16 protein-coding genes and 1 tRNA gene are annotated in these 15254 nt (G+C 69.4%); 7 read left to right on the top strand and 10 right to left on the bottom strand.

Going from position 1 to position 15254, the window contains the following annotated elements:
- The first annotated feature begins 110 nt into the window (after window positions 1-110).
- Entirely contained in the window at window positions 111-1067 is a 957-nt protein-coding gene (locus tag ABEA10_RS31075) for a LysR family transcriptional regulator (RefSeq protein WP_345469958.1), read from the top strand.
- 88 nt (window positions 1068-1155) lie between these two features.
- Here ABEA10_RS31075 and ABEA10_RS31080 read toward each other — a convergent pair whose 3' ends face one another.
- Together ABEA10_RS31080 and ABEA10_RS31085 are read right to left on the bottom strand one after the other, a co-directional pair.
- Window positions 1156-2160, bottom strand: a complete 1005-nt coding sequence (locus ABEA10_RS31080) for a hypothetical protein (RefSeq protein ID WP_345469960.1) — start codon at window positions 2158-2160, stop codon at window positions 1156-1158.
- An 11-nt stretch (window positions 2161-2171) separates the two neighbouring features.
- Complete coding sequence (locus tag ABEA10_RS31085; RefSeq protein WP_345469962.1) at window positions 2172-2750, bottom strand: RNA polymerase sigma factor; 579 nt, start codon at window positions 2748-2750, stop codon at window positions 2172-2174.
- Window positions 2751-2943: 193 nt separating this feature from the next.
- Here ABEA10_RS31085 and ABEA10_RS31090 point away from each other — a divergent pair, with 193 nt between their 5' ends.
- A complete protein-coding gene (locus tag ABEA10_RS31090) occupies window positions 2944-4173 on the top strand; it encodes an MFS transporter (RefSeq protein WP_345469964.1) in 1230 nt (409 codons plus the stop codon).
- Here the strand turns inward: ABEA10_RS31090 and ABEA10_RS31095 are convergent.
- Both ABEA10_RS31095 and ABEA10_RS31100 read right to left on the bottom strand, forming a co-directional pair.
- A complete protein-coding gene (locus tag ABEA10_RS31095) occupies window positions 4163-5182 on the bottom strand; it encodes an NADPH:quinone reductase (protein WP_345469966.1) in 1020 nt (339 codons plus the stop codon). The genes ABEA10_RS31090 and ABEA10_RS31095 overlap by 11 nt on opposite strands.
- Before the next feature lie 75 nt (window positions 5183-5257).
- Window positions 5258-6115, bottom strand: a complete 858-nt coding sequence (locus tag ABEA10_RS31100; RefSeq protein WP_345469968.1) for an aldo/keto reductase — start codon at window positions 6113-6115, stop codon at window positions 5258-5260.
- A gap of 245 nt (window positions 6116-6360) precedes the next feature.
- On the opposite strand from ABEA10_RS31100, the gene ABEA10_RS31105 reads away from it, so the two are divergent.
- On the top strand, window positions 6361-6948 hold the full coding sequence (locus ABEA10_RS31105) for a TetR/AcrR family transcriptional regulator (protein ID WP_345469970.1): 588 nt from the start codon (window positions 6361-6363) through the stop codon (window positions 6946-6948).
- A gap of 70 nt (window positions 6949-7018) precedes the next feature.
- Here ABEA10_RS31105 and ABEA10_RS31110 read toward each other — a convergent pair.
- A tRNA-Met gene (locus ABEA10_RS31110) sits at window positions 7019-7092 on the bottom strand.
- Between the two features lie 231 nt (window positions 7093-7323).
- Between ABEA10_RS31110 and ABEA10_RS31115 the strand changes: the two genes are divergently transcribed.
- Complete coding sequence (locus ABEA10_RS31115) at window positions 7324-7578, top strand: hypothetical protein (protein WP_345469972.1); 255 nt, start codon at window positions 7324-7326, stop codon at window positions 7576-7578.
- A gap of 53 nt (window positions 7579-7631) precedes the next feature.
- Here the strand turns inward: ABEA10_RS31115 and ABEA10_RS31120 are convergent, their stop codons facing one another.
- The 3 genes from ABEA10_RS31120 to ABEA10_RS31130 form a co-directional block, all read right to left on the bottom strand.
- On the bottom strand, window positions 7632-8609 hold the full coding sequence (locus ABEA10_RS31120; protein ID WP_345469974.1) for a helix-turn-helix domain-containing protein: 978 nt from the start codon (window positions 8607-8609) through the stop codon (window positions 7632-7634).
- Between the two features lie 480 nt (window positions 8610-9089).
- A complete protein-coding gene (locus ABEA10_RS31125) occupies window positions 9090-10139 on the bottom strand; it encodes an aspartate-semialdehyde dehydrogenase (protein WP_345469976.1) in 1050 nt (349 codons plus the stop codon).
- Window position 10140: 1 nt separating this feature from the next.
- Window positions 10141-10974 (bottom strand): GNAT family N-acetyltransferase, encoded by an 834-nt coding sequence (locus ABEA10_RS31130; protein WP_345469978.1) that lies wholly within the window; start codon window positions 10972-10974, stop codon window positions 10141-10143.
- 396 nt (window positions 10975-11370) lie between these two features.
- Here ABEA10_RS31130 and ABEA10_RS31135 point away from each other — a divergent pair, with 396 nt between their 5' ends.
- The gene (locus ABEA10_RS31135) at window positions 11371-11811 is read left to right on the top strand and encodes a hypothetical protein (RefSeq protein WP_345469979.1); all 441 of its coding nucleotides are present in this window, start codon (window positions 11371-11373) and stop codon (window positions 11809-11811) included.
- An 83-nt stretch (window positions 11812-11894) separates the two neighbouring features.
- On the opposite strand, the gene ABEA10_RS31140 is transcribed toward ABEA10_RS31135, so the two are convergent.
- Together ABEA10_RS31140 and ABEA10_RS31145 are read right to left on the bottom strand one after the other, a co-directional pair.
- Window positions 11895-12068 carry an SGNH/GDSL hydrolase family protein gene (locus ABEA10_RS31140; RefSeq protein WP_345469981.1) on the bottom strand — a complete coding sequence of 58 codons (174 nt, stop codon included), beginning with the start codon at window positions 12066-12068 and terminating at the stop codon, window positions 11895-11897.
- A 47-nt stretch (window positions 12069-12115) separates the two neighbouring features.
- On the bottom strand, window positions 12116-13015 hold the full coding sequence (locus ABEA10_RS31145) for a LysR family transcriptional regulator (protein ID WP_345469983.1): 900 nt from the start codon (window positions 13013-13015) through the stop codon (window positions 12116-12118).
- A gap of 278 nt (window positions 13016-13293) precedes the next feature.
- Between ABEA10_RS31145 and ABEA10_RS31150 the strand changes: the two genes are divergently transcribed.
- Window positions 13294-13884, top strand: a complete 591-nt coding sequence (locus tag ABEA10_RS31150; RefSeq protein ID WP_345469985.1) for a hemerythrin domain-containing protein — start codon at window positions 13294-13296, stop codon at window positions 13882-13884.
- A gap of 95 nt (window positions 13885-13979) precedes the next feature.
- A complete protein-coding gene (locus ABEA10_RS31155; protein ID WP_345469987.1) occupies window positions 13980-15203 on the top strand; it encodes a serine hydrolase domain-containing protein in 1224 nt (407 codons plus the stop codon).
- Window positions 15204-15254 lie beyond the last annotated feature (51 nt).

Genomic DNA, 15254 nt, shown 5'->3' on the forward strand with positions numbered 1-15254 from the left:
GGGTGGCCCGCCTCACCGTGGCGGCACTGGTGGCCGTCGCCCGTACGGTCACGGCACCGGTCGCCGTATCGGCCGGACGGCTCTCATACGCGATCCCGTATCGTGGCGGCGTGGATCTGTCGCGGCACCTGCGGTACTTCATCATCACGGCCGAGGAGCTCCATTTCGGCCGGGCCGCGGAGATCATCGGCATCGCCCAGCCGCCGCTCAGCCAGTCGATCCAGCGGCTCGAGCGGGAGCTCGGCGTCACGCTGTTCGACCGCTCCCGGCGCCAGGCGGAGCTGACGACCGCCGGTCGCCTCCTCCTCGACGAGGCGCGCGACCTGCTGGCCCGCGAGCAACGGCTGCGCACTCTGATGCGGAAGGCCGCCGACGGCGCGCTCGGCACGCTGCGCGCCGGCGTCCCACCGGAGACGCCGGCGGTGTCGCTGCAGGCGCTGTCCCGCCGGCTCGGCGAAGAGGTCCCCGAGCTCGACGTCGACCTGCAGGAGCTGACGACCGCCGAGCAGCTGCGCCTGCTCGCCTCGGGCCACCTCGACGTCGGTCTGGTGCACCACCCGGTGGAGGCGGCCGACCTGCGGTTCGGCCCGGCCGTCGACGTGCCGCTGGGAGTCGTCCTGCCCCGTACGTCACCGCTGGCGCGGCTACGCGAGGTCGAGTTCGGCGACCTCGCCGGCCACGGCCTCATCCTCGCCCCGCGGGCGACGGCACCCGGCTGGCACGACCACGTACTGGAGGTCTGCCGGAAACACGGCTTCGCCCCGTCGGTGCTGCGGCACGCGCGCAACCCGGAGTTCCTGCTCGGCCTGGTGCTCGGCGGTCACGGCGTGGCGTTCGAGCAGGAGTCGATGGCCCGCCGCGAGCCGCGTGTGGCCTGGCGCCCGCTCGCGGACCGCCCCCTGCTGCGGAGCGTGTCCGCCGCCTGGCCCGCCGACACGGCACACCCGGCGGCGCCGAGGTTCGCCTCGATCGCGGCGGACGTCCTCGCCGCCGACCACGCGCCCCCTCCGCCCGCCGCTCCGGTCATGTCACGACCGTGGTCGGTGGTCTACACCGCGAGCCGGTGACCGCTCACACCGCTGAAGAGAATCCCGCCATGCGGACGTGCGGGCCGCCCGGCTGCCGGGCGGCCCGCACGATCTCACGGGGAACGGGTCAGAACTTGCCCGCTTCGACGTCGGCAAGCGTCACCCGGGAGGTGTGGTAGTAGGTCGTGCTGGGACGCACGTCCGAGCCGCTGCTGGACAGGGCGACGGGACGGCCGGTGCCGGCGTTGATGACCAGCTTCTCCGTGAACTTCCCGGTGGCGGGCCAGCTGTCCACCAGGGTGAGCGTGGGTTGTCCGGCCGTGGTGGTCTTCGTGACCTTGACCTTCGGCATCGTCGCCATGATGCGGAGCACGCCGGCCCGTACCTGGGGATTCTCCGGCGCCGCGATCAGCGCGTCGATGGCGTTCGTCCAGATGTGGTTGTCGGTGATCTCCTTCTGCTGCTCAGGGGTCGGCGGCTTCGGAGGCACGTACTTCTTGCCGCGCGCCTTGGCGAGGCCCTTGAGCTTTTCCTCCTTGGCCCGCTCCGGGTCCGGGTGCGTACCCGGGGCGATGTTCGCAACGGCCATCCGGGCACGCGCGGTGTCGACATCGCCCTTCACGGCGGAGAGCGCCGCCGCTATGTCGCGCTTGAAGACGTCGTCGCCCCCGCTCTTCGCGACGATGGCCCGCCGCAGGGCGCTCTTGTCGTTGCCCCAGTAGTAGGTGCCGTCGTCGGCGAACAGGCCGATCCCGTTGCTGCCCAGCGCGTCACTGGTCGGCGACTGGTTGCGGATCTCCAGCGTCGCGTCGCCCGGCGCCTTGGCCCGCAGGGGCGAGATGTCCGCGGCCAGCTTGGCCAGGATGGGGTTCGCCGCCGCCTTCGCGGGAGGCTTACCGGGTGTCGACGCGGACGTGGCGACCAGCACCGCCGCCGTGGCGGCCGCGGCGGCCAGGGCGGCGGCGCTCAGGCCCACCGTACGGCGCATGCCCCACCGGGACCGGCGGCGAGGCGGGGTCTTCGTTTCCGGCACTCCTTCTACGGCCATCGCCGCCCGCAGCACGGCCCTGGCCTCCTCGAAGGCGTGCGGCCGCACCGGCTCGGCGGCCTTCAGGGAATTCAGCAAGTCCATCTCATCCACCATCAGTTGGCCTCCTTCACCGTGTTCTGATCGGCCAGCAGCGCGGCCATCCCCGGCGCGTTCCGCAGCGCCATGCGCGCCTCATGCAGGTAGCGGCGTGCCGTTCCCGGCGGTATGCCGATCGCCCGCCCCGCCTCGGCGACGGTCAGGTCCTCCCAGGCGACCAGGGTCAAGATCTCCCGCTGCTGCGGCCGGAGCAGCGCCAGGGCCTGCCGCAGCACCGACTCCACGTTGACGCGGTCGTCCACAGCGGCCCACGGGTCCCACCCGGAGGCCATACCGGTCACGTCGGCCACCGGCTCCTCGTTCGGGCGGGACCGCCAGTGCCGCCGGAGCGTGTTGTGCGCCACCCCGAGCAGCCAAGGGCCGGCGTCGGAGAACGAGCGATCGTAGGACGCCCGGGATCCGAGCGCCGCCACCCAGACGTCGCCGAGCAGGTCCTCGGCCGGTCCCCGGCCGACTCTCCGCGCGAGGTAGGCCCCCACCGTTGCCTCATGACGCCGGACCACCTCGACGAATGCGTCCGCATCACCGTCGAGCGAACGGGCGATCAACTCCCCATCATCCGGATCAGCTGTCATGATCCTCCTCGTTTCTGGATCGCCTTACATCCAGCTATTGCCGACTGATGGGCAAAGCGTTCAGCGCTGGTCAGGGCCCCGGCCACGGCCGGCCAAGCGTCCGATACGGCCTCGGCTCGCGCGGCAAGGAGAATACGGATCGGGTAGCAGGACGACGGTCATCCATCGCGGCACCGGTTGGAGGCGTGAATCGATGGGCGCTATCGGAATTGTGCGGGCGCCATTCCCGCGTTACTGGTTGTCGGCGTTCCTGGCCGACTTCGGGGATGGCGTTCGTTTCGCGGCGTTCCCGCTCCTGACTCTCCAGGTGACGGATTCCCCTTCAGCGGTCGCCGCGGTGACCGCTCTGCAGGGGCTGCCGTGGATATTGATCGGGCTCGGCGTCGGTGCCGTCGTCGACCGGTGGGACCTTCGTAGAACGATGGTCGGGGTCGACGCGTTCCGGACGATACTGATCGCCGCGCTGGCCGTCGCGGCGGCCTTCCACGCCGTGGATCTGCCGCTGATCTATCTGACCGCCTTCGTCACCGGCATCGGGTCGATGGTGCGGGACACGGCGGCCACGACCGCCCTGCCCCGGCTGATCGACCGCGACGAACTCGAACGCGCCAACGGCCGCCTGGTCGCCGGCGGGATCGTCGGCAGCGAACTCGCCGGTCCGGCGATCGGGGGCTGGCTTTTCGGCATCGCCGCGACGCTGCCGTTCGCCCTGAACGCGAGCAGCCTCGGAGTCGCGGTCCTGCTCCTGCTCAGCCTGCCCGGGGTTTTCCGCCCCCTGCCGCGGCGACCAGGGTCGGCGAGCGGCCTCCGGGCCGCGGGCGGAGACATCCGCCAGGGACTGGCATGGCTCCGGCGCGAGCGTTCCGTCCGGAATCTCGTGATCGCCGTCGGCGTCGTCGCCGCCGCCGACGGGGCCTACCTGGCGGTTCTCGTCCTCTACGTGACGCGGGTCCTGCATCGCGGTTCGACGGCTTATGGTCTGCTGCTGGCGTTCGGCGCGGTAGGAGGCATCGTCGCCGGGGCGAGCTGCGCCCTGCTGACCCGCTGGATCGGCGCCCCGCGGCTGTTGGCCGCGACCGTGGTCGTGATGGCCGGCACCCAGCTGGCGCTCGGGCTGACCAGCGACCTGGCCGTGAGCGCCGTCGCCCTCCTCTGCAGCAGCGGAGCCTTCGCCGTCTTCAACGCCACGTCCAGAAGCATGCGCCAACGCCACACCCCGCCCCACCTGCTCGGCCGCGTCAACAGCACCTACCTCACGGTCGGACGCAGCGCGGGAGCCCTGGGCGCGCTCGCCGGCGGCTCACTGGCCGCCGCGATCGGCGTCCAAGCGCCGATACTCGCCGGAGTCCCCCTGCTCGCGGCCGCGGCCCTCATCCTCCGGCCCGGCCGTCGCGCCGACGACTCGCTCACCGTCACGACGTGACGTCCACCAGGACCTTGCCGACCGTGCCGCGCTCCACCGCCCGGTGCGCGTCGGCGGTGCGGTCGAGCGGAAAGCGGACCAGCGGCAGGCCGTGCTCCTCGCCGACCGGCAGGGCGCCGGCGCGGACCGCGGCGGCGACGTCCTCCGCGGCAGCGGCGCGCACCGCGGAACCGGCCGTGTAGAGCACCAGGAACTGCAGGCGGGTGTTCAGCACCATGTTTTGCAGCACGTCCAGTTCGACCGGCCTGCCACCGTCGTTGGCGTAGGTCGCGATCGTGCCGCGCGTGCGCAGCACGGCCAGGTCGAGTGCGAGGTTCGCACCGAGCGCCACCTCGGCGACGATGTCGACGCCGTCCGGGGCGATCTCACGGATCTCGGCGGCCGGGTCACCCTCCCGATAGTTGATCACATGGTGGGCGCCGGCGGCGGTGGCCAGCCGGGCCTTCTCCGGGCCGCTGATCGTGCTGATCACGGTGGCGCCGGCCCATCGGGCGAGCTGGACCACCGCGTGCCCGACCGCTCCGGCCCCACCCGCGGCGAGCACCACCCGGCCGTCGAGCGCGCCGGGCCGCAGACGGCGTGGCCCGTCCTCGGCGACGGTGAGTGCACGGTGCGCGGTGAGCGCGGGGACGCCGAGTGAGGCGCCGACGTCGAACCCGGCCTCGTCGGGCAGCGGCACGGCCTGCCCGGCGGGTACGACGGTGAACTCGGCCGCGGTGCCGGTGGGCCGCCCGGCGGCGGCCATGAACAGCCAGACCCGCTGACCGACCCGGCTCCGGTCGACCCCCTCACCGACCTCGTCGATCACACCGGCGCCGTCCAGGTGCGGAGTGACCTCCGGGAACCCCTTGGGACCGGTGGCGCCGGAGCGGGCCTGCCGGTCCGCCGGGTTGACCCCGGACACGACGACCCGGACACGGACCTCGCCGGGACCGGGCACGGGCAGGTCACGGTCGACGAGCCGAAGAACGTCCGGGTCGCCGTTGTCGCGGTAGATGATCGCCTTCATGATCCGTCCGTTGGTGCCGATGGCTGTGGCACAGCATCCGTTTTCGTGTCCGTCTCCACGCTGTCGCGTCCCCGCCTAGCCGAGCAGGACATCGTTGGAGCGAGACTCGATGGCGTCGAGCGTGGCGAGCGTCGCGGCGTCGAAGGTGATCTCGCCGACTGCCAGGTTGGCCTCCAGGTGGGCGGCGTCGGCGGTGCCGGGGATGAGCAGCACGTTCGGGGCGTGGTGCAGCAACCAGGCGAGGCCGACCTGCGAGGGCGTGACGCCCAGCGACTCGGCCACGGCGTGGACGGCCGGCTCCTCGGTGACCTTGGGCAGGCCCGGGAAGGCCCCGCCGAGCGGGAAGAACGGCACCCATGCGATGCCCTCGGCCGCGCACAGCCGCAGCATGTCCTCGTCGTCGCGGGAGGCCAGGCTGTACGCGTTCTGCACGCAGACGATGCCGGCCGGCAGGGCGCGACGCAGGCCGTCGAGGGTGACGCCGCTCAGGCCGATCGCGCCGATCTTCCCCTCGTCGCGCAAGGCGGTCATGACCGCGAGCTGGTCGGCGAGGTCGACCACCTGGTAGCCCTCGGGACGCAGCCCGGGACCGGAGTCGAGGCGCCGGAGGTTGACCACGGGGAGCCGGTCGGTGCCGAGGCTGCGCAGATTGTCCTCGACGCTGGCCCGGAGCTGCTCGGGCCGCTGCGCCGTCCGTAGCGGCAGGCGCCCGCCGGGGTCGGGGTCGGCACCGACCTTGGTGACGACCAGTACGCCGTCTTCGGGCCGCAGGGCCTCGCGGATCACGGCGTTGGCGAATCCGAAGCCATAGAACTCGGCGGTGTCCACGTGATTCACGCCCAGCTCGACCGCGCGGCGCAGCAGGGCGACGGCCTCACTGCGGCGGTCGTGCAGCCGGGGAAGCTGGGCCGCGCCATAGCCGATCCGAGACACGGAGCGGCCGGCGAACGAAGCAGTGGAGGTGCTGATGGGAGTGCTCCTTGATCGGTGATGGGAACACGGGCACCGTACGGCTGGCAGATGACAGATGTCAATAATTGTCACCTCACTAGCAGTGTACGACTGACATAGATTGACGACCGTCAATCCGTTGGCCTACGTTCTCGGCTGTAGAGGTCCGGCGACCGGGCACGACAGCCCTGAATCTCGGCCTCGTACCAGCTCGGCAGGGGGATCTGATGCGCGGGGAGCCACTCGACGCGGAGATGATCGTGTCGGCCACCGAGGAGCTGCTGCGCCGCCACGGTCCGGAAAAGACCACCGTGCTCGATGTCGCGCGGCTGCTGGGAGTGAGCCACGGGAGCGTCTACCGGCATTTCCCGTCCAAGGCGGCGCTGCGCGAGGCCGTGATACGGCGCTGGCTCGACCGGGTGCGAGACGACTTCGCCGCGGCGGCTCAGGATGCCGAACTGAGCCCACCCGACCGGCTACGCGGTCTGCTCACCACCATGTTCGCCGCCAAATGGGCGAAGGCGAGGGAGGACCCGGAGCTGTTCGCCACGTTCCGGGTACTGGCGGCGGAGCACAGCACCGTGTCCTCCGGCCATGTCACCTTCCTGCTCACCCAGATCCGCACCGTCGTCGGCGACGGCATCGCCGGCGGCGACTTCGCGGCCGGCGAACCAGAGGCGATCGCGCGAGCCATCTTCAACGCGACCAGCCGCTTCCACGATCCGACGCACGCCGCGGAGTGGCACTCCCCCGAGACCGAGGCGGAGTCCGCGGATGTCATCTCGCTCATCCTCGACGGCATCCGGGCACGGTGATCATCGGCCTGGGCCGGTAAGCGAGAAGGCCCACACCCTCCCGGAGGAGAGCGGGGCCTTCCGCTGCGAGTGGCGCGAGCTGGATTTGAACCAGCGACCTCTGGGTTATGAGCCCAGCGAGCTACCGAGCTGCTCCATCGCGCTGTTGATCAGCATACGGCATGAGCCGCCCCGAACCGACCGATTAACGCCGAAAGCCGCCGCCCTCCCGTACGAACCGGCGACGCACCCAGACGGTCGAACGCTATTCCAGCGATGACAACGAGGTGGGCCGCTGCGTGTCCCAGACGGCGACGGCCGTACGCTGGGCCGCCCACGGGCTGGGGGTGACCGCTCGTCCCGGCCTCCGCGGTGCCCCGCGGTCATGAGCACCTCGTGCGCCCGGCGCTCCCGGTCGTCTCCCAGCCCGTCATCGCCGTGGTCCGGCACGGCGCCGGCCCGGCGGAGACGGCCCTGCTCGAACTCCTGCGTCAGGAGACCTGGCACACTTCCACCTCACCGGTGTCCTGCGAGCGGCGACGTGGCGCCCTCCGGCACCGTGCTCGTCGCCGACCTGGCGGTCGTGATCACCTCGGCACCCGCGTCCAGGAGTCGACGTACGACGCTTTCACCGCACGTCTGTCGATCTGATCCGCACACGAGGGGCCGGCGCGTCATCCACCGACCCCTCGTGCGGCAAAGGTTCAGCTGTGGCGCGGGGCGATCGCTTGCCTTCGGTATTCCAGCGGGCTCAGATCGTAGGCGGCGCGAAAGGCGCGGGAGAATTGCGCGTGAGAGGAGAACCCCCACCGAGTGGCAATGGTGTGGACAGGCTGGTCCGTCAGACGAGACAGGTCGTGGCGGCAGCGATCCAAACGCTGGAACCGGATCCACTCGGCGACCGTGCAGCCGGAGGGCTCGAACAGCCGGTGGAGGGTCCGGGTAGAGATGTGATGCGCTTCTGCGATCACGGTGGGCGTCAGGTCGACATCGCCGAGTCGCTGCCGAATGAATTCCCGGATCTGTCGGCACAACACCTGCTGTTGAGATTCGGCGGGGAGCTCGCGGACCGCTCCGAGCTCATGTGCCAGTGTGCCACCTACAAGATCGAGCAGGACGTCCGACAGATGCGCGGCGTCGGCCTGGTCGTAGGTATCGACGTCTCGGGCGGCCTGCGTGGCGAAGCTCCACAGCAGCGCGCCTATACCGGAGCAGCCGCTCAATTTCGCTCCAACCAGCGTATTCGCATAGACCTGAGGTAGCGGCATCTGCTGCCGGGAGAAAGAAAAGAGCAACAAACCCACTGTGCCGACTTCATGCCACGCATCGTATGGACGTGACACGTCCATCAAGGTCAAGTCGCCGGGACTGAGCTCGATCTGCCGATCGTTGTGCGCCAACACGGTAGGCCCGTCCAGAGCAAAGGCCAATCGGTATTCATCAGCATCAAAACGGCGGATGAGGGTCTGATCACGGCATAATCCGCCACGCCCCTGGCTACGACTGCCGAGCCGCAGAAAGTTGACAGTCGCCAGCGCACCGACTTCCAACTTCATATGGAACTCCGCCGTCTCGTCCTGAACGTACGGTCTGGCCGGAGCAGTATCCCGGGACATGGCGTCCCGCAAGAGCCCCAATCGCTCGGAAACGTCGATGTTTTGGGTGCTCAGCAATGTGTGCATGTCGCTCCTCGGCCACCGGGAGAAGTAAGCTACTCCCCTATTCTTACAGAATGGCCGAAAGCCGCATCAATAGCCCCCTCAGCTATATTCCGGTTCGCCCTCACGGTCGCCACGGTGTCCCCCGCGCCCGCCTTTGACCTGGCGAACGCGGGGGACACGGCGGGGACGCAACGTGGCCTGGAGCGCGGCAGATCAACTAGACCCAGGCGCAGGCCTTCGTCGGCTGCAGGTTCGTCAGCGTCCAGGCCACTACTCCGCCATAGACGACCGTGCAGTAGTACTGATATCCCGCGTAGCTCCGAACTCCGTTTCTGAGCGAAGAAATCTGGTGGGCAAGCCGAACATATATTTACTGCGTGCCGATGTCCTTGATGATCCGCGCCAACAGATTGGCATTCTGCGCCACGAACAGATCTCCCCGATCCTTCGGCCCGTGACCAACGCAGAGCTCCGTGGGAAGCTCGACTGCCGACGGCGGGCCTACCGGACCGTGCTCGTACGGCGAGCGGCCAACTCGGCGATCTGGACCGCGTTGAGCGCGGCGCCTTTGCGCAGGTTGTCGCCGGAGACGAAGAAGGCGAGACCTCGGTCGCCGGGGACGCCCTCGTCCTGCCGAATGCGGCCGACCAGGCTGGGATCGGTGCCGGTGGCCTGCAGGGGCGTCGGCACGTCGACCAGTGCGACGCCTGGCGCCCGGCTGAGTACGTCCCGAGCGCGGGCGGGGGTGAGAGGCTCGGCGAACTCCGCGTTGATCGACAGTGAGTGGCCGGTGAGCACGGGGACACGTACGCAGATTCCGCTGACGGGCAGGCCGGGCAGTTCGAGGATCTTGCGGCTCTCGTTGCGGAGTTTCTGCTCCTCGACGGTCTCGCCCAGCCCATCGTCGACGAAGTCCCCGGCGTGGGGAAGCACGTTGAACGCGGTCGTGGCGGGGAATTCGGCCGCGGGCGGGAACTCGACGGCGTCGCCTCGGTGGACGAGCCCGCGCGGGTCCTGCGCCATCGCGGCCCCCAGCTCGGACAGGAGAGCCTCACCGCCCGCGAGCCCGGCTCCGGAAACGGCCTGGTAGGTGCTGATGACCAGGCGCTGCAGGCCGGCCGCGTCGTGGAGGGCCTTGAGGGCGGGCATCGCGGCCATGGTGGTGCAGTTGGGATTGGCGACGATGCCCTTCACCGCCTGGTCGAGAGTGTGGGGGTTGACCTCGCTGACGATGAGCGGGACGTCGGGATCCATGCGCCAGGCGCTGGAGTTGTCGATGACCAGTACGCCGGCCGCCGCGAACCGCGGCGCCTGCGTGCGTGACGTGGCGGCCCCGGCGGAGAAGATCGCGATGTCCAGGTCGCCCGGGTCGGCGGTACCGGCGTCCTCGACCGGAATCTGGGCGCCCTTCCAGGGCAGGGTCGTGCCGGCGCTTCTGGCGCTGGCGAAGAAGCGGATCCGGTCCACGGGGAACCCGCGTTCCTCGAGGATCGCCCGTACGACCGTGCCGACCTGGCCGGTGGCGCCGACGACGCCGATGCGGAGTCCCATCTCAGTGCGCTCCTGGGGATGTCGTGGTGTCTGCTGCGGAAACCCGGCGACCCAGCCATTCGGCCCCGGTGAGGGCGTAGATCACGGTGTCGCGCCAGCCTGTCCGGTCGTGGCGGTCGTGACGGAACGTCGCTTCTTTGCGCATGCCGAGTCGTTCGCAAAGTGCGAGAGATGGCTCATTGGCCGCGTCCACCGTCGCGGCGATCCGGTGCGCGCCGAGGCCCGCGGCGAGGTCGAGAAGTGCCGTGGCCGCCTCACGGGCATATCCCCGTCCCTGAAAGTCCGGGTGCAGGACCCACCCGACCCCGACCTGGGCGTGGGCGGCGCTGGTGAGGATGAAGGTGAGGTCGCCGATGACCCGGCCTTCCCCACCTCCGCCGAGGCTCGGTTCACCGGGCAGCACGATCGCGAGGGCGACCGCGTCCCCGTCGCCGGCCAGGGTGCGCTGCCTCGCACGCAGCGCGGTGTGCTCATGGCTGGCCTCCCGGTCGCGCAGGGGCCAGGGCAGGTAGGCCACGACCTCCGGCAGCCGCTGGTAGGCATCGACGTCGTCGGCATCCTGCGCGCGGATCGGCCGAAGGACCAGCCGACCGGTCCGGACAGGGGACGCATCCAGCTCGGCGAGGTCGAAGGGCAGGTGCAGTTCGGGTGAGGCGCCGCCATGGGCCGTCGTGCTCATGAATCCCCTGGTGGAGAGAGGTATAGAAGGTGAAGCGCTGCCGACCCTGCCACCAATGATCGGCCTGATCCAGTTAATATTGCTTGCGGGGACCGTGAAGGAACGCTTACACATCAGGGCCCGAACGTTGCCACCGCGGACCTCCGCCACGATCACCCCGGCCGCCCCCCCGCGAGGCAACCATTAATCGCATAAGCCCATACCGAGGATGCCTTCAAACGGCCCCATATAGCACGATCACGGTAATCGATCATCAATCGAAAGAGTTGTGATCCGAATCCGGGATGGCATCATGCCTGGCCCCGGGATTGAGCTCGTACATCCATCACCCTCCACCGAAAATGCCAGTTCACAGGCATACAATCGAGGATGAAAGCAATTCATTCACGCGCAGCGGAAAAGGGTTTGATAAAGGGGCCGGCAGAGAAGTTCGGCGGACTCCGCGTGTTTCTGATCACCCGCGTTCCGGCAAACCAGATTCAGCCGGCCAAGGTCTCACCAGACCGGAAGCACGCTCACTCAGAGCGGCCCCTGAGTTACGGAGATGACCCCATGCGTACGATCCTGGTGACCGCGACCGCCGCCATTCTCGCCCTCGGCCTGTCGGCCTGCAACAACAACGACACCGCCGCCTCAGCCCCCTCATCGGTCCCGTCGTCGGCCGCACCGGTCAAGGGCTCCCCTTCCACGCCCACGCAGCACGACACCACACCGACCAACCACGACGCGCAGCCCAGTGAAGTCGGCGAAGCCGCCGGCGAACTCACCTACCTCGCACCCGGCAAGTTCCAGGTCGGCGACACCGTGTTCTTCACCGCCGACGACACCGTCCTGATCGTGGCAGGCGGCAAGTGCCCCGACGGCGCGGCCCGCCCGGACAACCGCTGCACCACCGACAACATGGAGATGTGGGTCCAGTCCGCCCAGCGCCTCGCGAAGGTCAGCTTCGCCGGCCAGACCGCCACCGTCATCCGCGAAGTCAACGACATCTAGGGATGGCACCCTCCTCGGCCGTCGGCGCCTCTGGCGACGGGTGGCGGGCACGGCAGCGCGTGCCCACCACAGCGCCGGACCGCTCAGCAGGTCAGGTCGCGAAGGTCGATCGAGTCGGCCAGGGCCCGGTAGCCGGCGTCGCTGGGATGAATGCGGTCGCCGGAGTCGTACGGCGCGGCCAACCGGGTGCGGTCGCCGCGATCGCGGACGACGGCGTCGAAGTCGAAGACCGCGTTGAAGTCGCCGGTGGTTCGCACCGTGCGGAGGAGGGACTTGTCGTCCGCGGCTCCATCGAGCTTTCCGCTCAGGTGCTGTGAGGGTGCAGGGGCCCGAGGTCCCGCACGATCTGGGCGAGCGCGCGGATGGGGTCGTTCTCGGTTTCGGTGCGCCACACCATGGCGTACGGCAGGGGTCGCATGTCGCGGATGGGCAGCCATCGGATGTGCGGCATGGCCCAGTATCTGGTGACGTGCGCGGGGAAGCTGTGGACGATCTCCCCCGTACCGACGAGGTTGATCAGGTCGTCGCTGTTGGTGATGGTCTGGCTGCGTGCGATGGGACGGCCCCGAGGGGTCTGGAACGGCAGGTAGTGGTCCTCCCAGTAGTCCGGCATGCGGGGAGCTGTGACGTGCGGGTGGTCGGCGAGCGTCTCCAGGGATGTCGAGGATCGCGCGGCCAAGTCGTTGTCGCTGGAGACGGCGAGCAGGCGGGAGTCGGTGAACAGAATCGGACCCGCGGTGAGGTCGGGTTCTTCCACGGGCAACCACACGATCAGAACGTCCACCCCTCCGTCGCGGAGCCCGGCGAACGGGTCGACGAACGGAGCGCGGCGGATCTGCAACTCCCATTGCGGGTGCCGTGAGCGGAAGGTCTTCCAGTACAGGTGCAGATCGGCGATGTTGAACGGCAGCATGCCGACGCGCAGTGTTGCGGTGATGCCTCGGGCGGCTCGGCGGGCGCGGTCCAGGCTGTCGCGCAGGCCCGCGTACACCGGGTTCAGGTCGTCGCGCAGTTGGCGGCCGAGTGGGGTGAGGCGGATCTGACGGCGGTTGGAGCGGTCGAACAACGCGCCGCCGAGGCGGCGTTCCTGTTGGCTGATCGCCTGACTGACGCGCGCCTGGGACACGTGCAACCGCGCGGCGGTCCGGCCGAAGTGCAGCTCCTCGGCCAGAGCCAGGAAGATCTCGATGTCCCGCAGCTCCACCGGCGCTCCCCTTGCGGTGATAACCCGTGCGTTATCGGCACGTGCACGAAGTTTACGTTGATCAAGGTCAGGGTCCAGGCCGAAGGTTGGTGAAGGTCAGACGGCGGCCCGTCAACGGTGTCGATCTGAACGCGTCGACGTGACACCGCCCCTGCGGAAGGAACCGACCATGCAAGCGCGGATGAAGGGGACCGCGGCGGGACGACCGTGGCCCCCATGTTCAACCGCCTCAACGCGCCTGCCGGAAGCCGGGCCGGTCCTCCCGTAGGAGAACGACTGTGAGCGACAGGCTCGACATGACGGTGATGTACGCCGTGCACGACGCGCTGCGGCGAGAGCTGGAGCACCTGGCCAGGGTCACCGTCCGCGTCGGCGAGGATCCCCGTACGGTGCTGCGCACCGCCGTCGGCTGGGAGCTGTTCACCGAATCGCTGCGCGTGCACGACACCACCGAGGACGACGCGCTGTGGCCCGTGCTGCGCGAGACCCTGGCCGACCGTCCGGACGACCTGGCACTGCTGGAGGCGATGGAGGCCGAACACGCCGCCGTCGACGAGGTCATCGCGGCGATCGACGCCTCGCTGACCGATCCAGACGCCGGGCTCGACCGCCTCGGTGACCTGGTCGACTCCCTGGTCACCGGCCTGACCGGGCACCTCAAGCACGAGGAGGACCGGGCGCTGCCGCTGATCCAGGCGGTCGTCACACCGCAGCAGTGGGCGTACTTCGGCCAGGTCCACGGCCGGCGCATCGGCTCCGATGCACCTCGGCTCTTGCCGTGGCTGCTGGAGGGCGCGACCGAGCAGGTCACCGCGACCGTGCTGGCCCCACTGTCCGAATCCGCCCGCGCCGCCTACACCGCCCGGTGACAGCTCGCCTACGCGGCACTGGATCGCTGGAGCCGGCGCTCCCCAGCCGGACCGACAAGCCCGCCACCCTGGCGGGACCGTACGCAAGGAGATTCATGATGGGAAACAGCGGCTTCTCCGGAGCTGGGCTGCGCAGATTGCGTGACGTACTGGCACGGCATGTCGACTCCGGGAGGATTCCCGGGCTCGTCGCCCTGGTCAGCCGGGGCGGTGAGACGCACGTCGAAGCGATCGGGACGATGCGCCATGACGGTGGCGCGCCGATGCGCCGGGACACGATCTTCCGGATGGCCTCGACGTCCAAGCCGGTCGCGGTCGCGGCGGCGATGGTCCTGCTCGACGAATGCAGGCTGCGGCTGGATGACCCGGTAGAGCCGTGGCTGCCCGAACTCGCCGACCGCCAGGTGTTGAAGCGGATGAGCGGCCCGCTGGACGATACCGTGCCGGCACGGCGGCCGATCATCGTACGAGATGTGCTGACCTCCACGTTCGGGCTCGGCATGGACATGACGTCGCTGGGCACTCCGATCATGAACGCGATCTTCGAGCAGGGCCTCACGCCCGACCTGCCAGAGCCGATGCCCGAGCCGGATGAGTGGATGCGCCGCCTCGGCGGGCTTCCGCTGATGCACCAGCCAGGAGAGCGCTGGCAGTACCAGATCAGCAGCGATCTACTCGGCGTGCTCGTCGCCAGGGTCACCGGCCGGTCGTTCGAGGCGTTCCTGCGTGAGCGCATCTTCGATCCGCTGGGGATGAAGGACACCGGTTTCCACGTACCCGCCGACAGGATCGATCGGTTGCCGACCCTCTACGCCCCCGACCCGCAGACCGGAGAGTTCACCGTGTGGGACGAGGCCGAAGGGGGACGGTGGAGCCGGCCGCCGGCGTTCCAGGGCGGGGGCGGCGGGCTGGTCTCCACCGTCGATGACTACCACGCCTACTTCCGAATGCTACTCAACCACGGGAGGCACGGGGGCGAACGGATCCTGTCCCGGCCCGCCGTCGAGCTGATGACCACCAACCGCCTCACGCCCGAGCAGAACGCCGCTCGGAACGCCATGGCCCGCGACAACGTCCACGTGTCATTCGGCCAGGGGCAACACGGCGGCTGGGGCATGGGGATGGCGGTACGCACCTACCGCGGCGACTACGCGCCCATCGGCCAGTTCGGCTGGGACGGCGGAAGCGGCACCTCGACCTACGCCGACCCGGACAACGAACTCACCGGAATCCTGCTCACCCAGGTCGGGATGTCCGTGCCGGATTCGGCGCGGGTCATCCACGACTTCTGGACCACGCTCTACCAGGCAGTCGACTGACAGTGAGGATGTAGGTGAGCGCCTCCCGGTGGGGTCTGGCCCATCGACTGA

The organism is Actinoallomurus oryzae, from assembly GCF_039541955.1.
GTDB lineage: Bacteria > Actinomycetota > Actinomycetes > Streptosporangiales > Streptosporangiaceae > Actinoallomurus > Actinoallomurus oryzae.